This window comes from Shewanella acanthi (genome assembly GCF_019457475.1).
In the GTDB taxonomy this organism is placed as follows: domain Bacteria; phylum Pseudomonadota; class Gammaproteobacteria; order Enterobacterales; family Shewanellaceae; genus Shewanella; species Shewanella acanthi.
The window spans coordinates 726,729-749,557 of sequence record NZ_CP080413.1; the positions used below are offsets into that span (position 1 = coordinate 726,729).

At 47.0% G+C, this 22,829-nt stretch carries 22 protein-coding genes; 10 read left to right on the forward strand and 12 right to left on the reverse strand.

The window, feature by feature from the left end; translation table 11 throughout:
* Positions 1–61 precede the first annotated feature (61 nt).
* Entirely contained in the window at positions 62–691 is a 630-nt protein-coding gene (locus tag K0H61_RS03220; RefSeq protein WP_220051330.1) for a glutathione S-transferase family protein, read from the forward strand.
* A gap of 98 nt (positions 692–789) precedes the next feature.
* On the opposite strand, the gene K0H61_RS03225 is transcribed toward K0H61_RS03220, so the two are convergent.
* The 4 genes from K0H61_RS03225 to K0H61_RS03240 all read right to left on the reverse strand — a co-directional run bounded on the left by K0H61_RS03225 (position 790) and on the right by K0H61_RS03240 (position 5,061).
* On the reverse strand, positions 790–1,290 hold the full coding sequence (locus tag K0H61_RS03225) for a DUF4447 family protein (RefSeq protein ID WP_220051331.1): 501 nt from the start codon (positions 1,288–1,290) through the stop codon (positions 790–792).
* Positions 1,291–1,335: 45 nt separating this feature from the next.
* On the reverse strand, positions 1,336–1,743 hold the full coding sequence (locus tag K0H61_RS03230) for an SMI1/KNR4 family protein (RefSeq protein WP_220051332.1): 408 nt from the start codon (positions 1,741–1,743) through the stop codon (positions 1,336–1,338).
* A gap of 214 nt (positions 1,744–1,957) precedes the next feature.
* Complete coding sequence (locus K0H61_RS03235) at positions 1,958–2,743, reverse strand: RelA/SpoT domain-containing protein (RefSeq protein WP_220051333.1); 786 nt, start codon at positions 2,741–2,743, stop codon at positions 1,958–1,960.
* A 233-nt stretch (positions 2,744–2,976) separates the two neighbouring features.
* Complete coding sequence (locus K0H61_RS03240; protein WP_220051334.1) at positions 2,977–5,061, reverse strand: M13 family metallopeptidase; 2,085 nt, start codon at positions 5,059–5,061, stop codon at positions 2,977–2,979.
* Between the two features lie 335 nt (positions 5,062–5,396).
* Here K0H61_RS03240 and rsuA point away from each other — a divergent pair, with 335 nt between their 5' ends.
* Complete coding sequence (rsuA, locus tag K0H61_RS03245) at positions 5,397–6,137, forward strand: 16S rRNA pseudouridine(516) synthase RsuA (RefSeq protein ID WP_220052435.1); 741 nt, start codon at positions 5,397–5,399, stop codon at positions 6,135–6,137.
* A gap of 57 nt (positions 6,138–6,194) precedes the next feature.
* Here the strand turns inward: rsuA and K0H61_RS03250 are convergent, their stop codons facing one another.
* Genes K0H61_RS03250 through K0H61_RS03260 form a run of 3 tightly spaced genes read right to left on the reverse strand, consistent with a single transcriptional unit; the run spans position 6,195 to position 8,310 of the window.
* Positions 6,195–7,187 carry a DUF4097 family beta strand repeat-containing protein gene (locus K0H61_RS03250; protein WP_220051335.1) on the reverse strand — a complete coding sequence of 331 codons (993 nt, stop codon included), beginning with the start codon at positions 7,185–7,187 and terminating at the stop codon, positions 6,195–6,197.
* Positions 7,184–7,777, reverse strand: coding sequence for an anti-sigma factor (locus tag K0H61_RS03255; RefSeq protein ID WP_220051336.1), 594 nt, complete (start codon positions 7,775–7,777; stop codon positions 7,184–7,186). Before K0H61_RS03255 ends, K0H61_RS03250 begins: the two co-directional genes overlap by 4 nt.
* Complete coding sequence (locus tag K0H61_RS03260) at positions 7,777–8,310, reverse strand: RNA polymerase sigma factor (RefSeq protein WP_220051337.1); 534 nt, start codon at positions 8,308–8,310, stop codon at positions 7,777–7,779. The genes K0H61_RS03255 and K0H61_RS03260 overlap by 1 nt, the downstream gene beginning before the upstream one ends.
* A 397-nt stretch (positions 8,311–8,707) precedes the next feature.
* Between K0H61_RS03260 and K0H61_RS03265 the strand changes: the two genes are divergently transcribed.
* A complete protein-coding gene (locus tag K0H61_RS03265; RefSeq protein ID WP_220051338.1) occupies positions 8,708–10,570 on the forward strand; it encodes a methyl-accepting chemotaxis protein in 1,863 nt (620 codons plus the stop codon).
* 248 nt (positions 10,571–10,818) lie between these two features.
* Here the strand turns inward: K0H61_RS03265 and K0H61_RS03270 are convergent, their stop codons facing one another.
* The 3 genes from K0H61_RS03270 to lolB all read right to left on the reverse strand — a co-directional run bounded on the left by K0H61_RS03270 (position 10,819) and on the right by lolB (position 13,376).
* Positions 10,819–11,766: a ribose-phosphate pyrophosphokinase gene (locus K0H61_RS03270; protein ID WP_220051339.1), complete on the reverse strand. Its 948-nt coding sequence runs from the start codon at positions 11,764–11,766 to the stop codon at positions 10,819–10,821.
* A gap of 112 nt (positions 11,767–11,878) precedes the next feature.
* Positions 11,879–12,733 carry a 4-(cytidine 5'-diphospho)-2-C-methyl-D-erythritol kinase gene (gene ispE / locus K0H61_RS03275; protein ID WP_220051340.1) on the reverse strand — a complete coding sequence of 285 codons (855 nt, stop codon included), beginning with the start codon at positions 12,731–12,733 and terminating at the stop codon, positions 11,879–11,881.
* 1 nt (position 12,734) lies between these two features.
* A complete protein-coding gene (lolB, locus tag K0H61_RS03280) occupies positions 12,735–13,376 on the reverse strand; it encodes a lipoprotein insertase outer membrane protein LolB (RefSeq protein ID WP_220051341.1) in 642 nt (213 codons plus the stop codon).
* Between the two features lie 252 nt (positions 13,377–13,628).
* Here lolB and hemA point away from each other — a divergent pair, with 252 nt between their 5' ends.
* The 7 genes from hemA (at position 13,629) to kdsA (ending at position 20,953) form a co-directional block, all read left to right on the forward strand.
* Entirely contained in the window at positions 13,629–14,879 is a 1,251-nt protein-coding gene (gene hemA, locus K0H61_RS03285; protein ID WP_220051342.1) for a glutamyl-tRNA reductase, read from the forward strand.
* Between the two features lie 14 nt (positions 14,880–14,893).
* Positions 14,894–15,985 carry a peptide chain release factor 1 gene (gene prfA, locus K0H61_RS03290; protein WP_220051343.1) on the forward strand — a complete coding sequence of 364 codons (1,092 nt, stop codon included), beginning with the start codon at positions 14,894–14,896 and terminating at the stop codon, positions 15,983–15,985.
* A gap of 2 nt (positions 15,986–15,987) precedes the next feature.
* Positions 15,988–16,848: a peptide chain release factor N(5)-glutamine methyltransferase gene (gene prmC / locus K0H61_RS03295; protein ID WP_220051344.1), complete on the forward strand. Its 861-nt coding sequence runs from the start codon at positions 15,988–15,990 to the stop codon at positions 16,846–16,848.
* A 626-nt stretch (positions 16,849–17,474) separates the two neighbouring features.
* On the forward strand, positions 17,475–17,870 hold the full coding sequence (locus tag K0H61_RS03300; protein WP_220051345.1) for a SirB2 family protein: 396 nt from the start codon (positions 17,475–17,477) through the stop codon (positions 17,868–17,870).
* Complete coding sequence (locus K0H61_RS03305; protein WP_220051346.1) at positions 17,870–18,658, forward strand: SirB1 family protein; 789 nt, start codon at positions 17,870–17,872, stop codon at positions 18,656–18,658. Before K0H61_RS03300 ends, K0H61_RS03305 begins: the two co-directional genes overlap by 1 nt.
* Positions 18,659–18,799: 141 nt before the next feature.
* On the forward strand, positions 18,800–20,047 hold the full coding sequence (locus K0H61_RS03310; RefSeq protein WP_220051347.1) for a DUF819 family protein: 1,248 nt from the start codon (positions 18,800–18,802) through the stop codon (positions 20,045–20,047).
* A 57-nt stretch (positions 20,048–20,104) separates the two neighbouring features.
* Positions 20,105–20,953, forward strand: a complete 849-nt coding sequence (gene kdsA, locus K0H61_RS03315; RefSeq protein ID WP_220051348.1) for a 3-deoxy-8-phosphooctulonate synthase — start codon at positions 20,105–20,107, stop codon at positions 20,951–20,953.
* A gap of 70 nt (positions 20,954–21,023) precedes the next feature.
* Here the strand turns inward: kdsA and K0H61_RS03320 are convergent, their stop codons facing one another.
* A complete protein-coding gene (locus tag K0H61_RS03320) occupies positions 21,024–22,334 on the reverse strand; it encodes an ammonium transporter (RefSeq protein ID WP_220051349.1) in 1,311 nt (436 codons plus the stop codon).
* Positions 22,331–22,669, reverse strand: a complete 339-nt coding sequence (locus K0H61_RS03325) for a P-II family nitrogen regulator (RefSeq protein ID WP_220051350.1) — start codon at positions 22,667–22,669, stop codon at positions 22,331–22,333. Before K0H61_RS03325 ends, K0H61_RS03320 begins: the two co-directional genes overlap by 4 nt.
* Between the last annotated feature and the right edge of the window lie 160 nt (positions 22,670–22,829).

A 22,829-nucleotide genomic window follows, 5' to 3' on the forward strand; every position in this document is an offset into this window, starting at 1 on the left:
AGCGCTTTGTTCAGCGAGTCTAAACCAAAGTGGAAAGCCCAAATAACAAAAAGGATATTTTATGATTACCTTATACGGTATGCCTAAGAGCCGCGCCTTGCGGGTGGCTTGGGTGCTAGAAGAGCTCGGTGTCGATTGGAATTTTTCGTTTGTTGATATGAATAAGGCCGAGCACAGAAGTCCGCAATTTTTAGCCCTCAATCCCTGCGCTAAGGTGCCAGTATTAACCGACGGCGACTTAGTAATGTCAGAATCCGCAGCTATTTGTCAGTATTTAGCTGAAAAATTTGGCAAGTTGCTGCCAGAGGTGGGAAGCGTGGCCTCGGGTAAGCACCATCAATGGGTAAGCTTTATCATTACTGAACTTGAGCAGCCGTTGTGGACCCTTGGCAAACATAAGTTTGCATTGCCAATGGAGCAACGTCATCCATCGATAATGCCCTGCGCTGTGTGGGAATTTGATAAAGCCGCAGCGTCAGCCGAAACCATGTTGCCAGAGACAGAGTTCTTATTGAGTGATGAGATTTGCGTTGCCGATATTCTGCTGGCCCATACCCTGATGTGGGGCACCTTGTTTGAGCAACAAATTCCGCCGAAACTGGCTGCCTATCGTGACCGACTTGCCGCACGTCCGAGTCTTAAGACGGCGATGAAGAAGATGGAAGTCATCGCAGCCCAAAACCAAGGGTAAATCAAAGCGCAATTGAAGGAGCTTTTAAAGCTCAAAGAAAAGCATCAGTTAAAAAAGGGCAGAGGAATATCTGCCCTTTTGTTCAATGGAGATCGGATTTAAAGCTGGGTTGCCGCCCATTTCGCGCGGCTTTCACGGCTTTCGCTGAGGCCGTTTTGCTCGCGGTAGGCTTTATAGGCTTCAACGTTTAAGGCGATTAAGCTCACGTCGACTTCAAGTACCAGCTTACATTCTTTTTTGATGCGCCATGCTGCTGTGTTGTAAAGCTCTGTCAGTGGCAGAGAGCTTAAAAATTCAGGGTTGTATTGGCTGTAAATCGCTTGGGTTGGGTAAACTACGAAGGCCAAATGACGCTTGGGTTCCTTCTTAAACAGTGCCTCAATACCATCTGTGGTATTAAGTACTTGCATCTCGATGATATCGTCTAAATCTAATAGTTTTTTCTGTGCCAGCTCAGGTACTTCCGTTTCGCCACTTTCCCAGGCTAAGACTTCGGCTTCAGTGTTATTGGTTAACTGCGCAGCTTGAGCCGCACTTAGGCCTAGGGATTGGCGTAGGTAGCTTATTTCGATGGCGTTCAAGCCAATGTTTTTAGACATAATGCGGTTCTCAGTTTGATAAAGATAAAGTGGGTAAATATAAAATTAGTATTTGTTTTTAAGCCAGATATCTTCAACCCATTCCCAGAATGATTCCCAGTAGATATCGGCAAAGTCGCCATTTTTCCAAAAATGCACTTGGCCATCCTGATCGATACAGTAGAAGTCATCCCCTAACTGACAGATGGCAATTAAGTCCCTTGGTAGACCGATAGACCAAGCATAGCAGGTGACTTCGGGCAGATAGGTGTGCGAATAGGGATCCGCAGCCGTGACAGGCTCAATAGCCCCATAAATGACGTCACTGGCATAGAGCAGGTATTCCTTAAGCTCCCTCGGTAGTGGGATCAGGATTTGCTCTTCCACTTCTACCAATTGCTCAAATGTGGGTAACTCCAACGGCACTGGCACGGTTTCGCTGCGTTCTTGGAGTTGCTCAATGATGTCGTGCATGGGATTTCCTTAAGGGTGGCCTTATGGCGCGGGATTATATAGTTAAACCCCGTTTGATGCGAGGGAGCGAGCTAAAGGGGGAAATTGCTATTCTGCGGCTTGAAGATGCCATCTGCGTAAAATGCGTAAAAAAAGGCGCTGGCATCTTAGTATTTTGTCACTAATCGCCAGCGCAAGAGTGGAAGCGGGGATGCTTCAAAAAGAAAAGTAAGGGTTAAGCGACGGCGGTATTAAGCAAACTGCCGTCGGCAACACGTTTATAGTTCAGCCATGCCTTGTGATACAGCTTATGGGATGCCTGACGCAATTTGGCAATCTGTACGGTTTCAAATTCACTCAACCCCCGTTGCTGCTGTTTCGCTTTCGCTTCAATTCGTTGTATCTGTTCGTAAACCTCATGTTCAGGGCCGCTCTTAATTTCGGCAATGTCCTTAAGGTGCAATTGCACTTCGGCAATCATGCCTGTATTGGGAAGGCGAACTAACAGATTTAGGTCGCGATAGCCCGAGGCCTTTGGCTCGGCAAAGCGGTTTTTTTGCTTCACCACTTGAGCCTGCTCACTTAAGGCATGATAGGCCTGCATTAGCTCGTTAATACTGCCGCACACTAAGGTTGCGCGGGCAATATCGGTAAGCTGACTGGCATCACCGTTAAATTTATGGGCAATTTTATCGGCGGCGCGTTGATAGCTTTTGACTTCAGGCAGAATAAGTTGCGATTGAGAATGCTGTGTGATTTGCCCCAATAATGTTGCCAACTCAAATTGCGCTTCACCTGCAATGGCATACAGTTCATCTAAATTATTCCAGGCTTGGCGAGGATTCTCGAAGGTTTGACTACTTAGGGCATAGAGGCCATCGAGATCGTGGGTTTGGGCTTGTCTTTCACTGTAACTGCCAAGCTCGGTGCGGGACTCACTGAGATCGAGAGGGTTGGCAACACCGGTGCGGGTTGATAATAAGAGTAGAAAGACAAAAAAGGTACGAAACAACTTGTTCATAACGCCTACTTCCTTATTGAGGTGATACAGGTCACAGGAACACCTTAGGGTGCTGGCGCTTAATTAAAGCTGAATCAATGATTAAGACTTGTTCATCTTGCCGATTGGCTCACATTCCTCCTTGAATCTTTAGTCCTAATTTAGCAATAAAAATGGCGCCGTTACCTTGCGGATAACGGCGCCATCATCGGGCGAATTCAGCTTGGGGCTTAACCCAGCAAATTAGGTAAAAATTACCAAATTTTTACGCGTTTCTCTGGAGCGATGTACATAGCATCACCTTGTTTTACATCGTATGTGGTGTAGAACTCAGGCATGTTAGACAGGGCGCCCAGTGCGCGGAATTCCGCAGGTGAGTGCGGGTCAGTCGCTACGCGGTTGCGCATGGCTTCTTCTTTGGCTTTTGCACGCCAAATTTGGGTGAAGCCGATGAAGAAACGTTGATCGCCAGTTAAACCGTCGATAACCGGTGCTTCTTTACCGTTTAGCGACTTCTTATAGGCGCGGTAGGCGATAGTCACACCTGATAAATCACCGATGTTTTCACCTAAAGTTAAACTACCGTTTACGTGCAGGTCGTCAAACACATAGTAGCCATCGTATTGAGCGATAAGCGCTTTGCCACGGGTTGCGAACTCTTGTAGATCTTTCTCAGTCCACCAGTCGCGCATGTTGCCTTCGCCGTCGAACTTAGCACCTTGGTCGTCGAAACCGTGGCCCATTTCGTGGCCGATAACCGCCCCAATACCGCCGTAGTTAACGGCGTCATCCGCTTCCATGTTGAAGAAAGGTGGTTGCAAAATCGCTGCAGGGAACACGATTTCGTTCATGGTTGGGTTGTAGTAAGCGTTAACCGTTTGTGGCGTCATATGCCACTCATCTCTGTCGATAGGCGCGCCTAATTTAGCCAGTGACTTAGCATGCTGAACTTCGCTTGCGCGAACGGCGTTACCGATTAAGTCATCGGCTTTGATGGTCAGCTTGCTGTAGTCTTCCCACTTGTTTGGATAACCAATTTTAGGATTGAATTTAGCTAACTTTTCAGCGGCGGCCAGTTTTGTGGTGTCGCTCATCCACGTCAGGTCTTTGATGCTATCGCCATAGGCGCCGCGCAGGTTTTCAACCAGCGTTTGCATACGCTCTTTGGCTTCTGGTGCGAAGTGACGCTTAACGTACACTTTACCCACTACTTCGCCTAATACGCCGTTAACCGCAGCAACACCGCGCTTCCAACGTGGTTCTTGTTCTTCTTGACCGTTTAGGGTCTTAGCGAAGAATTCGAAGTTTTCTTTGTCGAGATCTTCGCTCAAGTTGCTTGCCGCGTGAGTCAGTACTTGCCATTGCATGTAAGTTTTCCAAGTCGCCAGATCGGTCGACTTGAAAATTTCGTTGAAACCTTGGATAAAGCTTGGTTGATTAACGATGATGTCAGTTTGTTTTTCTGCACCTAAGGTCGTTAGGTAAGCTGTCCAGTCGAAATCGGGTGCTAAGCTTGGCAGATCTTTAACTTGGTATAAGTTGTAAGTCTTAGTGCTGTCGCGGGTTTCAACCACATCCCAGTGTTTTTCTGCGATGGCAGTTTCTAGGGCCAGTACTGCTTCAGCGCTTGCTTTAGGATTGGCAAGACCTGCCAGCGTGAACATTTTTTCGATGTGAGCCAGGTAGGCCTTACGAATATTGACGAAACGCTCTGCTTGATTGAAGTAGTAATCCTTCTCTGGCAGGCTTAAACCATATTGCCACAGGTGAGTGGCATAACGGCTTGAGTTCTTCGCATCGATATCGATGTAGAATGCCATTGGCGTGCCCGCGCCAATGATTTGGCTGTGGGCAAAGTATTTTGCTAATTCGTTTTTGTCGGCAAGGGCTGCAATCGCATCAAACTCGCCTTTCAGTGGCGTTACGCCAAGTTTATTTAGGGTCGCAGTGTCCATAAATGAACGGTAAAGATCGGCCACTTTCTGCTCGTCGGTACCTTCTACTAGGTTTGCTGTAGCAGCCACTTCTTCGATAATGGCTTTAACATCGTCACGTGATTTTTCACGCAGATCGTAGAATGAACCAATGCTGGTACGATCGCTTGGGATCTCTGCCGATTTTAACCAAGCACCGTTTACGTACTCATAGAAGTTGTCCTGTGGACGCACTGACTTGTCAAAGTTTTCAAATACAATACCTGAGCTTAATGCCTTTGTTACCGCGGCAGCTGTTGCTGTTTTTGTGGCTTCAGGTGCTTTTACTTCAGCAGGTTTATCGTTACAGGCAGTCAGACCTGCAATGAGTGAGGCACAGAGTCCCCCAATGAGTACTTTTCTCATGTTCTTTCCTTTGAGTTTGTTTTTGTGCCCAATTTAGGGGCTATTTGGCAACTAAACGGGATTGCTTCAGGCGCAACGCCCGTATGTTAATGCTTATGCTGGTTTTTAAACAAGGTTGTTACAGTTTTTTGCCAAGATTTATTATCTTGGAGTTGTAACTAAAAATTACCATAAACCCTCACCCCGCAGCGGTATTAACGCGGTTCGATAAAAAGCCTATTAACTTGCAAGTACTTAGGTATCACAAAGGTTCTATGTGGCTAAAATCGATTGCTTGGCTTTGACTGAAATAATTGGATTGGTGCTTTGCGAACTTAGGGTATTCTTTGCCCTTTATGGACGCTGGCCCCATAATATGGCTGAATTTTTTGAAATTGAGTAATCACGTGCGTTTAGACAAATTTATTTGTGAGTGTACCTCACTGACTCGAACCCTAGCCAAAAAGGCTTTGCACCGCGGTGACATCACCTGTGATGGGGTTGTCGTGAAGGATTCAGGGTTTAAAGTTATTAAGGGCATGCAGGTTTGCCTAGAGGGCGAGCCAATATCGCTGATTGGAGAGCGTTATTTGATGCTCAATAAACCCATCGATACCATTTGCTCAACCATCGACGAGGTCTATCCATCGGTATTAAGTCTGCTCGATATCGAAAAGCCGGAGACTTTGCATATTGCTGGGCGATTAGATGTCGACACCACGGGCTTAGTGCTAATAACAAGCGATGGTCAGTGGTCCCATAAAATCACCTCACCCAAAAAGGAATGCGGCAAGCGTTATCTGGTCAATCTCGCTGAACCTGTAGATGAAAGCTTAATTCCGATTTTTGCAGCGGGGATTGAGCTGCGTAACGAGGATGGTCTGACAAAACCCGCGCTGCTGGAGATTATCGAGCCAAACTTAGTTCGGCTAACTATTACCGAGGGTAAATACCACCAAGTTAAGCGGATGTTTGCAGCTCAAGGCAATCATGTTGTGGGGCTACACCGTGAAAGCATTGGTAGCATTGAACTTGACCCACGTCTTGATCTCGGAGAGTGGCGTTACCTCACTGACGCTGAAATTGCTTCGATTTAGTCTCAATTAAGCCTGTGTTACTTGCTATAAAAATGCCGCCCTAGGCGGCATTTTAGGTTAATTCAGTGTTACTTCAACCTTGGCGCTACCTTGAGTTAAGGTTTTTAGGATCAAGTTTCCGCTGATGGTATTCATAGTGACATCACCCGATCCCGTCCCGGTTTCAAAGGTCAGTGATTCACTTTGAACATACTTACTTTTTTGTGGAACGTCTTGGCTTAAACCGTTTTTAATTTTGCCACCTGGGCCGCCATTTAAGTCAAAGCTGGCATCGGGAAGTTCAACGAAGCGGGTTGTAATATCGCCGCTAACGCTCTCAAGGTTTGCTTTATCGAAACTTTTGCCAACAATCACTTCGATATCGCCGCTCACGGTTCTCACCGAAATACTTTTTGCCAATCGAAGGTCGGCGATAATTTCCCCTGAGACCTGCTCTATTTTGACTTTTTCAGCTAGGGTTTGGCTTTCGAGTTCTCCACTCACCAGTCGATACTTAATTTCACCTTTACTTTCAGTATCTTTAATATCACCAGAAACAGTATCCAGCATGGTTTTGCCGTCAAAGCCTTTGGTGGTGATATTACCCGATACTGTGTGCAGCGAAGGTGTACCACCTAAACTATCGGCAAGGATATTGCCGCTCACCGTGCTGAAGTCAATTTCTCCTTGGGTTTGAGTAATTTGAAGATTGGCTGAAACTGTATCGGCACTTAGCTTGACCGTTCTTGGTACTTTAATGGTGAGCTTCGAACCATCCTGATCGCCGCCGTTATAGTGGCGTGGCATTTTATCTTCGATGTTGAGGTTATTGCCCTTTTGCTCAAAGATAAAACCTTCGCTCATTTCATCGAGTGTACCAGTGACGCTGACTTCACTTTGATCCCAACTCTCGATATTGATATCGCCCCGTTGGACTTTGATTTGAACTTGGGTGTCGCTACTGATCGCCAATTGTTTATCAACGCTTTGCGCGGCAAACACATTGCTTAGCATGCCAAGATAGAGGGTCGAAAACAGTATACTGATTTTCGTTAGGGAAGAGTGGGTCATAGGGAGTTTCCTTGTGTTGGGTTCTTGATGGAGAGGCTTTGGCCCTGTTGTAACAGATCGATTTCACGCTGTTGCACCCATAGCCAAAGCTGCCAAAGTTGTTTATCCGTTGGGTTTGCCTGCAGGGCGCGGTAAATCTGCTCACCTGCACGTTTTAATTCTTCAATTCCCTGCTCCAATGGCGCGCCGAGGCGAGTGGTTTGCCAGACGAGGGCATTGGGCGTTTGCTGCAGGTTTTTAAGCTGAGCCTCGTGGGTCTGAGCTATCTGCACTAACAATTGCTGCAGCGCCTGATTGTCATCACTGACTTGGTTCAACTGGGGATTGTCTGACATAGCCGTTATTACATTGCTGATATCATTGTTATTTAAGGATTTTATTCCTAGTGATAGGGCGATGATGACCCCAGCAGCAATAGCCCATTGTGACCACACCTTAGTGCGGCTTGCCTGAGTCGCCTGCTTAAGTGGCGATCTGTCCATTCGTTGTTCAATTTGTTGCCAAAGATCCTGCGAAGGCGCGATATCTTTTGGCATTTTACTAATTAACTGCTGGAGCTGTGCATCACTGGAACGCGGTGTTTGAGTCATTACAGCATCTCCTGTAGTAATTGCCTGGCCCTGTGGTATTGAGTCTTACTCGTCCCAACGGCAATACCAAGCAATTGGGCGATTTCATCATGTTGATAGCCCTCTATTGCACACAACACGAATACGATTCGTGCTCTTTCGGGCAACTTGAGAAGCAATCTGTCTAATCCCTGATACTGTTCATTTAATCCTGTTGGCTCCAATTCAGCTTCCATTGGAATAAAGCGTGCCCAAAAGGATTTTTGTTTACGAATACTGCTCAATGCCTGATTGACACAAATACTATGTAGCCAAGTTGAAAACTGACTCTCTTGGCGAAACTGTGGCAGTTTTTGCCACACCAAAATAAAGCATTCCTGTGTAATTTCTTCGGCTTGGCTAACTTGGCCACACAAACGTAACGACAAGGCGTAGATGCGTTGATGGTGGCTTAAGTACAGTTGCTTAAATGCCTCTCGATTGCCTTGGCTGGCCAAGGCGACCAGTTCAAATTCAGGCATTGCGCTATTAAGTGGGGGGAACCCTGCCGTCACTGTACTTTCCTGTCCTAGTAAAATTCGTTGTCAATTTGACGCTTTGGGATGAGTAAAAGGTTTGTAGCGAGATAAAAAATTTTTATATTTTTGGCTGTCGCATCCATTCTACATTTCTATCGGTATTGCATATATGCAATTTATTTTAATAAGGTACTGATAAATAAGTTGTATTTATCATTTTGGTAACTGTTCATTATTAATGTGGCGCTAATTTTGCAGTGCCATTGACGGGGTTAGCACTGATTTAACCGTTAAACGTAGTGCGAAACTCAGGCTGAAAAATGCGCAAGACCTATTATCCGGAAAGATTTTCTGGTCTATGCCAAGCTTTTGCTGTTAAGGCATAAACTCCAAGCTATATTTTATGGGATGTCAGACATTTAGGGGACTTTATATGTTAATCCGCTCAAAGTTGTTACTCAGTGCGGCTCTCTCTATCACCGCATTGATTGGGATGTTCGGGTTACAGCTCCATTCAAATTCGGTTGAGACAGAACTCTCATCTGCAGCGCAAAATGTGCTCGAGCTTGAAAGGGATGTTTTAATGCTGCGTAAACACGAAAAGGATTTTTTTGCCCGAAAAGAAATGCAATATGTTGAAAAACATCAGAAAGTACATGGTGAAATAGACAAAGTTCTTCCACAACTTGAGCAGACCTTTAAGGACTACGGCCTACAGACGACAGCGCTTGAGGGATTCGATCGCCATTTAAACCAGTATCAGACCGCTTTCAAAGAAGTCGTGCAACTGCAACAGGAAATTGGCCTAACCCCTAAAACAGGCCTCTATGGAAATTTGCGAGATGCGGTACATAACATCGAAACCATGCTTAAACAAAATCAGCAATTGTCTCTCGAAGTCGCCATGCTGCAGCTTAGACGCAATGAAAAGGATTTTATGCTGCGCCGTGAGATGAGCTACGTAGAGACTTTTGAGAAAAACATTAGCGGCTTTGAAAGGAGTCTTCAGGCCTCTGATCTCGATTATGATGTAAAGCAAAAAGTTTCAAATTTGATTGATTTATATCAAAAGGAATTTAGGGCACTGGTGACTAAGGAGCAGCAATTTGGCCTTGATGAAAAACAAGGTACATTGGCAAAACTGCACGATGCCAATAAACAGATTGAGGAAAGTGCCATTGAATTACATGAGCTTGCTCTTAAGGCAATTGATGATGCCCAAAGTTCAACCTTCAACCTTGGGATCACTATCTTTATCTTGATTGCAGCAGTGCTTGCGACTGTGACTTACCTGATTATTCGTAGCATTATCAATCCAGTTGAAAGCATCACTCAAGTGTTTTCCCGCATCGAAGTTACTAAAGATCTTACCTTAAGGTGCGATGAGTCCAATCAAGATGAGCTCGGTGAAATTGCGATGCACTTTAACCGTATGCTGGCTGGCTTCCAACAGCTTATTGAGCAAGTTATTGAATCTGTAGGGACTATCAATAATTCCTGTGCCAGTGTCTCGGATAATGCGTTAATTGCCTCTGATGGCGTATCCAAACAGCTCAATGAAACCGATATGGTGGCGACTGCCATCACTGAAATGGGCGCGACCATTGATGAGATTGCTAAAACTACTGAGTTGGCTGCCCATAAAGCAGGAAAAACCCATGACAATGCTCAGAAGGGGCAAATTGAGGTTGAAGAAACCATTCAAAAAATCAGGCTGCTGGCTGAGCAGATCAATAGCAGCGCCTCTGTTGTGGATGAACTGGAGCGCGACAGCGAAACCATCGGCAGTGTATTGGATGTGATCCGCGCCATTGCCGAACAGACTAATCTTTTGGCACTTAATGCCGCAATCGAAGCTGCTCGTGCGGGCGAGCAAGGCAGGGGCTTTGCAGTGGTAGCCGATGAGGTGCGTAATCTGGCGATGCGCACTCAAGCCTCCACTCAGGAAATTGCTAACATTATTCAAACGCTGCAGAGCCGTACCCGTTCCATTGTGCAGTTGATGGATGCTAGCCAAAAGCAGGGTAACGAAAGCGCCGAGCAGGCCGCCGCCGCGGGTGAGTTATTAAGCCTGATCAATACCGACGTGCGCAATATCATGGATATGAGCACCCAGATTGCCGCCGCAATTGAGGAGCAAAGCATGGTGGCTGCCGAGGTGAATAAGAACGTGGTAGTGATTCGCGACATTGCTGAAGAAGCCTCACACACCGCGAGAGTCAATGCATCTGCTGCAGATGAGCTTAAGGCGCAGGCAGGATATCTCCAGGGAGCTGTGGGAACCTTTAAAATTTAAGCCGATTGCCTCCATTTGATCGCAGCGAGTGTGAATGTTTCTCTCTACAACACTTGTATGTAAAACGCACTTTGGGTTAACGCCTCGGGTGCGTTTTTTATTTGGCGTTTAAGCATAATTAAGAATGATTATCGGGAACGGAATGGGCTGGTGTCTAAGTTGGGCAACTAAGGCAAATGAGCTAGTACAAATGCTGCAAATAAAAAACGCACCCTCGGGTGCGTTTTTTGATGCAATCTAACTCACTATTAGTGGCTAAACATTGCTGAGATTGACTCTTCGTTGCTTACGCGGCGAATCGCTTCAGCCAGTACAGCAGACATGGTCAATTGAGTTACTTTTGACACTTTAAGCATTTCAGGGCTTAAAGGTACAGTGTCGGTTACGATCACTTCATCGATAACTGAGTTTTCGATATTTTCAGCTGCTTTACCAGAGAATACAGGGTGAGTCGCGTAGGCAAATACGCGGTTTGCACCGTGTTCCTTCAGGGCTTCAGCTGCTTTACACAGAGTGCCGCCTGTGTCGATCATATCGTCAACGATAATGCAGTCACGGCCTTGAACATCACCGATGATGTGCATAACTTGAGCAACGTTAGCTTGTGGGCGACGCTTGTCGATGATGGCCAGATCTGAATCGTCTAACAGTTTCGCCACTGCACGGGCGCGAACAACGCCGCCGATGTCTGGAGAAACAACCACAGGGTTGTCTAATTTCTTAGCAAACATGTCTTCGAGTAACACTGGGCTACCGAAAACGTTGTCTACAGGAACATCGAAGAAGCCTTGAATTTGTTCTGCGTGTAAATCACAGGTCAGAACGCGGTCAACACCTACGCTAGACAGGAAGTCTGCAACCACTTTTGCGGTAATAGGCACACGTGCGCTACGTACGCGACGGTCTTGACGAGCATAGCCAAAGTAAGGAATAACGGCAGTGATACGACCCGCTGAAGCGCGGCGTAGTGCGTCAACCATTACGATGAGTTCCATCAGGTTATCGTTGGTTGGTGCACAGGTGGATTGGATGATGAATACATCGGCACCACGAACGTTTTCGTTAATTTGGACACTGATTTCACCGTCGCTGAAACGACCAACCACTGCGTCTCCTAATTTACAAAAAAGACGATCGGCTATCTTCTTAGCGAGACTGGGGGTGGCGTTCCCAGCAAAGAGCTTGATGTCGGGCACTGTATGAACCTCAGGCGTTTGCTTTATATTTTAGTGGCTAAAGTAACCAGACGCTGGGACGGGCGTTATTACCGTGAGCTGTCTTTAATTCGTTACTCTAGAAGAAAGTAGTTTAAGGATGTTGAATTCGCGAAATTAGCGGCGAAATATTCATCCCTTTTGCAACAAATCCATGCATATCAGACGGTAATTTCGCCAAGGCTGCGAGAGCTTGCTGCTGCGAAGAAAACTCACCGAACACGCATGCACCTGTTCCGGTCATTCTCGACGGCGCATATTCTAGCAGCCAGCCCAATGCCTTGGCAACTTGAGGGTATTGAGCAACCACTAGATTTTGGCAATCGTTTTCCCAAGCTTGGCTCATCAAGGTATCGATGGCAAGCTTAGGGGTATTGCGTGGTAGATGCGGGTCTTGGAACACGGCAGCGGTGGACACATGGGCGTCGGGGGCAATCACTAAATACCAGGGTTCGTTTGGATTAACCCTTTGCAGGCGTTCACCAACACCTTCTGCGAAAGCGGCAAAACCATGAATAAAAACAGGAATGTCAGCACCAATTTTTAGCCCTAAGGTCGCTAGTTCCTCTGTGCTCAACTGGGTGTTCCACAATTGATTTAAGGCGACTAGTGTGGTTGCCGCATCCGAAGAGCCACCGCCCAAACCGCCACCCATGGGGAGGTGTTTATCGAGCCAAATTTCGGCCCCTCCCTTAAAACCAGTATATTGCTGCAAGGATTTTGCGGCTCGCAGAATTAAGTTATCGCTATCCGCAACAACGTCTGACATGTCGGAGTGCAATCTCAGTTCTGGGCTTTCGGTGACTTGAAAGTCAAGCATGTCGCAACAATCAATGAACTGAAACAGGGTTTGCAGTTCATGGTAGCCATCGGCTCTGCGGCCGTTGATATGCAAAAACAGATTAAGTTTGGCGGGCGCTGGCCAGTTACGTGAAATCTCATTGGGCATGCTAAGGCTTATCTCCAAGCATTACTGTAGGTTTACCAAGGGCTTGCCATTGGTTAAGCTGAAACTTAAGTTGCAAATCGCTGCGTTCAACTTTTAATTGGTAGGGGACTGCAGCACCGCTTTGGGTTTGCCAACTTAAGAAGTTAACTGACCAAGGCAGGTGTGTTTGATTACTGGTGAGCTGTTTTGGGCGGCCCTGTTCGTCGAAGGCCTCGACTATATCTGTCTTGCCAGCTTGGCCTGTAATCCAAAGTGGCAGATCGGCAATTGGAATTGACCAGCCGCTTACTCGTTTAAGCAACGCTTGGGCGTTGGTATCTCGATAATCTTTACCATCCACATGTAAGTGTGCGGAGTTGGGTGTCGCTTCAAGGGTGAGAATGGTGGTTCCTAGCATAGTGGTTAGGGTGAGTTCATCATGATTATCGCTGTGACGCCAATAGAGATTAGCGCTGAGTTTGTCTTCAGGGGTTTTTATGGCGAGTTTTCCCTGCAACTCCCAAGCCTGCGCTTGTTTAGCACTGCTAACAGAAATCGGGCTGAGTTCAGTCTGGGGAAGGGTCTGACAGCCACCTAAAAACAGCAGCCCGCTCAAGGCTAGACAACAGAAAATGGAATTTGTGAAGCGCTTCAAATTATTCATCTATAACTGATATACCAAAGTACTTATGATACGAGGGCTTGGAAAGAATACCAATGCCAAACGTAAAATTTCCATGGATGGTCACTTGGGATAACTTCGAGAGCCTATGTCACATTTACCTATTATTGATAGAAAATTTAGGTAAGAAGTTAGACCTTTATTCGGTTTTGTTAAGCGTATTCTGTTTTTAGTTTCGGCAATTCAGTAGAATGCCAAATTAAGAAGAGACGCCAAGAATCTAGAAAGAGTCAGATGAGCCTTGTAGCAATCGGTATTAACCATAAAACAGCCACGGTAGACCTGCGTGAGAAAGTTGCCTTCTCTCCAGACAAAATTCATGACGCAATGAAGAGTCTGGCTAGTCGTACACGTTCGGGTGAAGCCGTTATTGTCTCGACCTGCAATCGCACTGAATTGTATTGTAATAATGGCGATGAGGCCGATATCATTGATTGGCTTGAAGAATATCATGGTCTTGATCACAAAGACGTTGCCCCGTGCCTCTACAATTACCACGGCCAAGCTGCGGTAAAGCATTTAATGCGGGTGGCATCTGGTCTTGACTCCCTTATCTTGGGTGAGCCACAAATTTTAGGCCAGGTGAAGCAAGCCTTTGTGAAAGCGAAAGAAGCAGGTACTGTCGCGCTAACCATCGACCGCCTTTTTCAAAATACCTTTTCAGTCGCAAAAAAAGTCCGTACCGAAACCGAAATCGGTGCCGCAGCGGTTTCGGTTGCCTTTGCTGCAGTTAGCATGGCGAAGCATATCTTCTCATCCCTTGCGAGTACCAAGGTGCTACTGATTGGCGCGGGTGAAACTATCGAGCTGGTGGCAAGACATCTTAAGGACAATGGCGTCACCTCCATGGTGGTCGCAAACCGGACCTTAGAGCGTGCACAGAACATGTGTGATGAGTTCGGGGCAACAGCAATTACGCTCGCACAGATACCAGATTTTCTCCCTAAGGCCGATATCGTGATATCCTCTACCGCCAGCCCGTTGCCAATCCTTGGTAAAGGCATGGTAGAAAAAGCGCTAAAGCAGCGTCGACACCAACCTATGTTATTGGTTGATATAGCAGTTCCCCGTGATATCGAGCCGGAAGTCGCCGATTTGGACGATGCGTATCTGTATACAGTCGACGACCTGCATAGCATTATTGAACAGAATAAGGCTTCCCGTAAGGAAGCCGCCGAGCAAGCTGAATTAATCACTGAAGAACAATCCTATCTCTTTATGGATTGGGTGCGTTCTTTAGAATCGGTCGACAGTATTCGCGAATACCGCAGCCAGAGTATGGCGATAAAAGATGAGTTAGTGGAACGCGCCCTGAATAAATTAGCGCAGGGGGGCGACACCGAACAGGTATTGATTGAACTAGCCAATCGCCTAACTAACAGACTCATTCATGCGCCAACCCAAGCCCTGACAGTGGCGAGCCGTCAGGGGGATTTGAATACATTAGGCCAGTTAAGAACAGTGCTCGGATTAGATAAAAACTAAGGTTAGCGAGTTAAATGAAGGAATCCGTTATCCGCAAGCTGGAAGGCTTGCTCGAGCGCAATGAAGAAGTATTAGCTTTGCTCAGCGATGCGTCCGTTATCGCCGATCAGGAGCGTTTTCGCGCATTAACAAAGGAATATTCACAGTTAGAAGAAGTGGTTGCAGGTTTTAAAGCTTACCAGCAAGCACAGGCTGATCTCGAATCCGCCAAGGAAATGCTCGAAGAAGATGACGCGGAAATGCGCGAAATGGCGCAGGAAGAGATGAAAGCCGCCAAAGCTGAACTCGAGCGTTTAGAGGACGAGCTGCAAATTCTTCTTCTGCCTAAGGATCCTAATGACGACACCAACGCCTTTATTGAAATTCGTGCGGGTGCGGGGGGCGATGAAGCCGCCATTTTTGCCGGTGACCTGTTCCGTATGTACAGCCGTTATGCTGAAGCTAACCGTTGGCAGCTCGAAATTATGAGCTCTAACGAAGGTGAGCACGGCGGCTTTAAAGAAATCATCGTGAAAGTAAGCGGTGACGGTGCCTACGGTAAACTCAAGTTTGAATCCGGTGGACATCGCGTACAACGTGTGCCTGAAACCGAATCCCAGGGCCGAGTGCATACCTCTGCAGTAACCGTTGTTGTGATGCATGAAGTGCCTGAGGCTGAAGCTATCTCGATTAACCCAGCCGATCTAAAGGTCGATACTTTCCGTGCATCGGGCGCCGGTGGTCAGCACGTTAACAAAACCGATTCTGCGATTCGTATTACCCATATTCCAACGGGGATCGTGGTTGAATGTCAGGACCAACGTTCACAGCATAAAAACCGTGCTCAAGCATTAAGCGTATTAGCCGCACGTATCCAAGCCGTGGAAGATGAGAAGCGCCGCAGCGCTGAAGAATCGACCCGTCGCAGTCTGGTTGCCAGTGGCGATCGTTCAGAGCGTGTACGTACCTACAACTTCCCACAAGGCCGCGTGAGTGAGCACCGCATCAACTTAACCCTCTATCGTCTAAACGAAGTGATGGAAGGGGACTTAGATGCGATCTTAGGCCCATTGATGCAGGAGCATCAGGCCGACCAGTTAGCCGCACTTGCCGATGAGCAGGGGTAATCTTGGCTGATCAATCAAGCATTGCCGAAGCCCTTCAATGGGGCTATGTACAGTTAGCATCAACCTCTGAATCTGCACATTTGGATGCAGAGGTTTTCCTGCTCTACTGCCTCAACAAGAATCGCACTTACCTGTATACCTGGCCGGAGAAATCCCTCACAGTCGAGCAGTGGAAGCGATTTCAGCAGATGGTGCAAAAGCGCCAAAATGGTATTCCCGTTGCCCATATTGTAGGTGAGCGTGAGTTTTGGTCATTGCCTTTTATCGTCAATGACTCGACTCTAATCCCACGCCCCGATACTGAGATTTTGGTTGAAACCGCCTTAAACTTGCCACTTGAGAGTAAGGCTAAGGTGCTTGACTTGGGGACCGGAACCGGTGCAATTGCGCTGGCGTTGGCATCAGAGCGAGCTGACTGGCAAATAACGGCAGTGGATAAGGTTGATGATGCGGTTGCACTCGCTAAGGCGAACCGAGCAAACTTGAAACTTGAACAGGTTGAGATCCTGCAAAGTGATTGGTTTAGCGCCATCACTTCACGGGATTTTGATTTAATCGTTTCGAATCCGCCTTATATCGATGAGCGTGATGAGCACTTAAATCAGGGCGATGTGCGATTTGAGCCCCAAAGCGCGTTAACCGCTGCCGATGAAGGTTTTGCTGATTTGTACTATATCGCTAAAACCGCTAGGGATTATTTAAAGCCTAACGGTTATATTCTGCTGGAACACGGTTTTGAGCAGGCGGTAAAACTCAGAGCTAAGCTGACCGAGCTTGGTTATCAAAATGTCGCGACCGTGCGGGATTTTGGCAGTAATGAGCGCTGCACTTTAGGTAAATGGATGGGATTGATTGGGATTTAGTGGAACAACTGAATCGCAGCTACTCACTGTTGAGAAACGCCATTGGTTTTTGACCAATGGCGTTTTTATTTAGGCCGCGCTGCGACCCAATATTCATATTGAATATTGATCTTGATACTGGTTTGTTAATTAACCACAAAAGCTAAAGTTAAGCTGTAGGGCCTCACCCCAGATTTTTAATCAAGAATCGACTCAGGAGGACTGCTCGTCCTATCTTCTTTGATACACCTTGACGTATTCTAGAGATGAAATCCCCTCTATCTCATCGTCAAATTTGCTAACGCTTACGATGGTACATCCTGTACCCCTGAAAGCGAGTCGCTTCTTCATGAGAGTCTCACGCAATTTACCTATTCGTTCTTCGGCAACTCCTATGCGATGGTGTATCTTTTCGCCTTGAAATTAAGTTCTGATTTTAATTGTTTTTAGTTGGATAGACGTTGTTCAGATAGGTTAGGCGTCGCTTTGGACTTCTGTGCAAACTTGCTGTAAAGCGCCTTCAAAAATTAAGATTTTGCGTGAGTTGCCGAGTTTATTAGTTGAACCTTAATCAGGTGTTTTAGGCATTGGTCTGGCGGGGTGATTAGGGTAAACTAGCGCCTTTATCACTGGCTATAAGAATTACAATGGAAACTTTTTACAGTCTATATCCTGCGGTTAAGCATGTGCATTTCACGTTAATTGCCGTCAGCGTGTTGTTTTTCGTAGTGCGTTTTGTGTTACATCTGCGTCAGTCTGCACTGATGGGGAAGAAGTTCATTAAAGTAGCACCCCATGTGATCGATACTTTTCTGCTGTTATCGGGTTTAACTCTGTGCTTTATGATTAAGCAATATCCCTTTGTGGATCCTTGGTTGACCGAGAAAATCGGTGCCGTGGTTGCCTATATCATCCTTGGTGTTATCGCGATAAAAGCAAACAGAAACAAACTGTTCAAGGTTTTCGCCTTCGTAGGCGCTTTAGGTTGGTTAGTTTACGCGGCTAAATTAGCGCACTTCAAACAAGCGGTATTAATGGGTTAATGGGTAAATACACTCTACAAGATGGCATCGCTTTGCCCGAGTCGGCATTGGATGTAGGTGCTCACCTTGGCTTTTCAAACGTGAATGCAGCCAAACAGGCTTGGTTTGAAATAGCAGGAGCCGTGTTAAGTCATTATTTGGTTAACCAACAGCAGCGCTTCAATGCGCTGCTGCGTTGGTTCTATCAGGATCTCGGTTTTTGCGTCCGCGATAATTACTTCAGTGTTGAAGCGTCGGATTTAGGCACTTGCCTTATCACTAAGCAGGGCAATAGCACGACCTTAGGCGTGGTGTTGATGCTACTTGCTAAGCAGCTCGATCTCGAATTAGAGATGATTTTGCTGCCGGGGAATACCGTGCTGCGCAGCAAGATTGACGGTGAGATCCGCTACATCGACCCACTTACCGGCAATGAGCTGAGCAAACATCAGCTACATGTGTTAGTGCGGGGCGAGCTGGGCAATGCGGCGCAGATGAAGCCAAGTTACCTCAAAGGTGCCAGCGTCAAGAAGATTATTTCTCGCATGCTGCATGAGATGAAGGCGGGCAGCATAGTCTCTCATCAATTCGAGGCAGCGATGGAATGTTGTAACTTGCTGCTGCAATGGCACAGCGACGATGTGCACTTAAATCGCGAGCGCGCGTTTATCGCGCAGCAGCTAGGCTGCATCAATGTCGCGGCGGCAGATTTGCAGCATTTTGTGGATAACAGCCCGCACGATCCCGTAGTCGAGATTGTGAAGATGCAGCTCAAGGAGCTAAGCGAGCACGCTGAAACCTATCATTAAAACTTCATAAGAAGAGCCTTAAATGGCTCTTCTTATATCTGCGCTTTAATGTTGACCGATAACTAGGAAGGTTGTCTTGAGTCAGCAGTGCAGAAATTACGCTAACTACAATAACAACTGTTAAAACAGGGAGATTGAGACATGGCCAGCACAGCTTTAGTTACCAATGACGCCGTCGCGCTTGGGATACTGGCGACCATTCTGGGATTCGTTTTTTACACTAGCAGTAGCCGTCATCCATTGTGGCAGAGCTTCTACCGTTTTGTACCCGCATTACTGTTGTGTTATTTCCTGCCCTCATTACTCAATACCTTCGGTATTATCGATGGTAAAACTTCGCAGCTTTACTACGTTGCCTCGCGATATTTGCTGCCAGCCTGTTTGGTGCTTTTGATTTTAAGTGTTGATCTAAAAGCGATTCTAGGTCTTGGCCCTAAGGCTTTAGTCATGTTTGTCACGGGGACGGTCGGTATTGTGATCGGCGGCCCTGCGGCACTATTGATAGTGTCATTTATCGACCCCTCGCTGATTGGTGTCGATAGCCCTGATGCAGTTTGGCGCGGCATGACGACCCTTGCAGGTAGCTGGATTGGCGGTGGCGCAAACCAAGCGGCGATGAAAGAAATCTATGAAGTGGGTGGCAATATCTTCTCTGTAATGGTGACAGTGGATGTGATTGTGGCCAATATTTGGATGGCGGTGCTGCTTTTTATGGCATCGAAAGCTAAGGAAATCGATGCCAAAACCGGTGCAGATACGACAGCAATCGAGACCTTAAAGAATAAGGTTGAGCAGTACCATGCTGAAAATGCGCGTATTCCGAACCTACGTGACTTGATGCTGATTGTTGCTGTCGGTTTTGGTATTACGGGTCTTGCCCACGTTGGCGCCGATTTCCTCGGCCCTTACTTTGAGGCTAACTATCCTTGGACTGAGGATTACAGCTTAACCTCTAAATTCTTTTGGTTAGTGGTGATTGTTACCACTATTGGATTGGCGATGTCCTTTAGTCCAATGCGTCATTTAGAGGCGGCGGGGGCTTCAAAAGTGGCTTCGGCATTCCTATATATCCTAGTGGCCACCATAGGTTTACATATGGATGTGAGCAAGGTGCTTGATACCCCACTATATTTCCTAGTGGGTATTATTTGGATGATAGTGCACGCCGGATTTATGTTACTGATTGCTAAGTTAATTAAAGCGCCGCTCTTTTATATGGCCGTCGGTAGTCAGGCAAACGTCGGTGGTGCGGCCTCGGCGCCCGTTGTGGCGGCAGCATTCCATCCCGCACTAGCGCCTGTTGGGGTGTTATTAGCCGTATTTGGTTATGCGCTTGGCACTTATATGGCGTGGCTATGTGGTCAGTTATTGCAGGCCGTTGCGGTATAATTGTCTTAGCTCCCGTTTATCGCTGGCCGTGTTCCAGCATTGTAGAGAGAAGTTGCGATGAGTAATAAAGTCATTAACTTAGGTTCTATCGAGATCGCTAACGATAAACCCTTCGTATTGTTTGGTGGGATGAACGTGCTTGAGTCCCGCGATCTGGCGATGTCGATTGCAGAAACCTATGCCGAAGTGACCCAAAAACTGGGTATACCCTATGTGTTTAAGGCCTCTTTCGATAAGGCGAATCGCTCTTCAATTAATTCTTACCGTGGTCCAGGCATGGAAGAAGGTCTCAAGATTTTTGAAGAAATCAAAAAGACCTTCAATCTGCCGCTGATCACCGACGTGCATGAGACTTATCAATGTGCGCCAGTGGCTGAAGTTGTTGATATTATTCAATTGCCTGCGTTTTTAGCGCGTCAAACTGATCTGGTTATCGCGATGGCGAAAACCGGCGCTATCATCAATGTGAAAAAGCCGCAGTTTTTAGCGCCGCACGAAATGCGCCATATCATTACTAAGTTTAACGAAGCGGGTAATGACGAAATTATCCTGTGTGAGCGCGGCTCATGCTTTGGTTACAACAACTTGGTTGTTGATATGCTGGGTATGGATGAAATGAAGCAATCTGGCTATCCGGTGATTTTCGATGCGACACACGCGCTGCAACGTCCAGGTGGACGCTCAGATTCTGCTGGTGGTCGTCGTGCCCAAGCAACTGAACTTGCCCGTAGTGGTATGGCGTTAGGTTTGGCGGGTCTGTTTATTGAGGCTCACCCGGATCCGGACAATGCTAAATGTGACGGTCCATGCGCGCTACCACTGCATCGGTTAGAAAACTACCTGACGCAAATGAAGGCTATCGATGATTTAGTGAAATCCTTCGCGCCAATCGATACCAGCAAATAACTTTGCTCAATGTAAAAAGCCCCGTAATTCGGGGCTTTTTACTATCTAGATTAAGACGTTACCTTAACCGTTAAAGGCTGTATCCCGATTCTTCATGTTCGGAGATATCGAGGCCATTCACCTCTTTTTCTGTGCTAACACGAAGGCCGCCGAGCAATTTGCCTATAATCACAAACAGCAACCAGCTAACGATGGCGGTGTAAGCAAAGGTGGCAACCACACCAATGGCTTGCACCGACAGTTGTTCTAGCATGGTTTCGTTACCTTCGGCAAATCCATAACCACTGAAAATACCTAACTGTGTTGAGCTGAAAATCCCTGCCAATAAGGTACCTAAGATACCGCCTACACCATGGACAGGGAACACATCTAAGGAGTCATCGATTTTTAGCTTTTGCTTGATATAAACCGTCGAGAAGAAACATACAATACCGCCGAGTAACCCAATCACAATCGCGCCAGCAGGGCCGACATAGCCCGATGCGGGGGTAATAGTGCCTAAGCCTGCAACCATACCCGTTACTATACCTAATGCACTGGCCTTACCGAATTTGTACCACTCGATACCCGCCCAAGTAATGGCGCCCATTGAGGCCGCAAGGTGGGTGGCTAAAATTGCCATGGCCGCAGTTCCATTAGCACCTAGGGCGCTGCCGCCGTTAAAGCCAAACCAACCTACCCACAAAAGGCCAGCGCCTGTGACTGTCATGGTCAGGTTATGGGGCATAATCGCTGAGTTTAAAAAGCCCTTACGTGGTCCTAACACTTTGGCCGCCACAAGTGCTGCCACGCCTGCAGTAATGTGCACAACGGTGCCGCCAGCGAAATCATAGAGACCCATTTGGGCTAACCAACCGCCGCCCCACACCCAATGGGTGATAGGCGCATAGACTAACAATAGCCATGCGGCTGAAAACACTAATACCGCCGAAAACTTCATCCGCTCGGCAAAGCCACCGATGATCAGCGCTGGGGTGATGACCGCAAAAGTCATCTGGAACAGCATAAAAAGGGGTTCTGGGATATCGCCGAAAAGGCTATCACGGTCGATGCCGGCAAGTAGCGCTTTACTGAAGTCACCGATAAAGCCATTCCCCTCGCTAAATGCCAAGCTGTAGCCAAGTACAAACCACAGTACTGAGGCAATGGCAGCGATGGAGAAGCACTGCATTAGGATAGAAAGTACGTTCTTACTACGAACTAAGCCGCCGTAAAATAGTGCAAGACCTGGCAATGTCATCAGTAAAACTAGGGCTGAAGAGCTTAAGATCCAAGCCGTATTGGCGCCGCTAAATTGCACTTCATCGGCAAAGGCCGAGCCTGTAAACCCGCTTAATGCGGGTAACAGCACTAGACGTAATAAGGTGTTAGCAAAGGTCATACCGCATCCACTCCTTCTTCCTTAGTACGTACCCGAACGACTTGCTCAAGTTGCGTCACGAAGATTTTACCATCGCCAACTTTGCCCGTATGGGCTGCTTCGATTATGGCTTCAATCACTGCGTCTTCCTGTTCATCAAGAATGGCAATTTCCAGTTTCATCTTAGGGAGAAAATCGACTGCATACTCTGCACCGCGGTAAAGTTCGGTATGCCCTTTTTGGCGACCAAAGCCGCGAACTTCGGTTACCGTCATTCCATGGATGCCTAGTTGGGTCAGCGCTTCACGAACATCATCGATTTTGAAGGGTTTTATAATGGCGGTGATCAGTTTCAACTTCATTCTCCAACTGACTTAGGGTTGTCGTTGGGCGGATAAAGCAGAAATCAGGCCATTAATGCAAAGTATTTAATATCATAGCGTTAACAACTCTATGCACCTTAATAGCCCTATTGATTGCCACAAATGAGTGCATTTAAAGGTGTGTCTGCGCCAA

Excerpts from the sequence above, each read along its gene's own strand:
- K0H61_RS03250 (WP_220051335.1), bottom strand. The coding sequence starts at position 7,187 with ATGACCCACTCTTCCCTAACGAAAATCAGTATACTGTTTTCGACCCTC.
- prfA (WP_220051343.1), top strand. The coding sequence starts at position 14,894 with ATGAAGGAATCCGTTATCCGCAAGCTGGAAGGCTTGCTCGAGCGCAAT.
- lolB (WP_220051341.1), bottom strand. The coding sequence starts at position 13,376 with ATGAATAATTTGAAGCGCTTCACAAATTCCATTTTCTGTTGTCTAGCC.
- K0H61_RS03310 (WP_220051347.1), top strand. The coding sequence starts at position 18,800 with ATGGCCAGCACAGCTTTAGTTACCAATGACGCCGTCGCGCTTGGGATA.
- kdsA (WP_220051348.1), top strand. The coding sequence starts at position 20,105 with ATGAGTAATAAAGTCATTAACTTAGGTTCTATCGAGATCGCTAACGAT.
- hemA (WP_220051342.1), top strand. The coding sequence starts at position 13,629 with ATGAGCCTTGTAGCAATCGGTATTAACCATAAAACAGCCACGGTAGAC.
- K0H61_RS03300 (WP_220051345.1), top strand. The coding sequence starts at position 17,475 with ATGGAAACTTTTTACAGTCTATATCCTGCGGTTAAGCATGTGCATTTC.
- K0H61_RS03225 (WP_220051331.1), bottom strand. The coding sequence starts at position 1,290 with ATGTCTAAAAACATTGGCTTGAACGCCATCGAAATAAGCTACCTACGC.
- K0H61_RS03235 (WP_220051333.1), bottom strand. The coding sequence starts at position 2,743 with ATGAACAAGTTGTTTCGTACCTTTTTTGTCTTTCTACTCTTATTATCA.
- rsuA (WP_220052435.1), top strand. The coding sequence starts at position 5,397 with ATGGACGCTGGCCCCATAATATGGCTGAATTTTTTGAAATTGAGTAAT.
- K0H61_RS03220 (WP_220051330.1), top strand. The coding sequence starts at position 62 with ATGATTACCTTATACGGTATGCCTAAGAGCCGCGCCTTGCGGGTGGCT.
- ispE (WP_220051340.1), bottom strand. The coding sequence starts at position 12,733 with ATGCCCAATGAGATTTCACGTAACTGGCCAGCGCCCGCCAAACTTAAT.
- K0H61_RS03305 (WP_220051346.1), top strand. The coding sequence starts at position 17,870 with ATGGGTAAATACACTCTACAAGATGGCATCGCTTTGCCCGAGTCGGCA.
- K0H61_RS03240 (WP_220051334.1), bottom strand. The coding sequence starts at position 5,061 with ATGAGAAAAGTACTCATTGGGGGACTCTGTGCCTCACTCATTGCAGGT.
- K0H61_RS03320 (WP_220051349.1), bottom strand. The coding sequence starts at position 22,334 with ATGACCTTTGCTAACACCTTATTACGTCTAGTGCTGTTACCCGCATTA.
- K0H61_RS03230 (WP_220051332.1), bottom strand. The coding sequence starts at position 1,743 with ATGCACGACATCATTGAGCAACTCCAAGAACGCAGCGAAACCGTGCCA.
- K0H61_RS03265 (WP_220051338.1), top strand. The coding sequence starts at position 8,708 with ATGTTAATCCGCTCAAAGTTGTTACTCAGTGCGGCTCTCTCTATCACC.
- K0H61_RS03255 (WP_220051336.1), bottom strand. The coding sequence starts at position 7,777 with ATGACTCAAACACCGCGTTCCAGTGATGCACAGCTCCAGCAGTTAATT.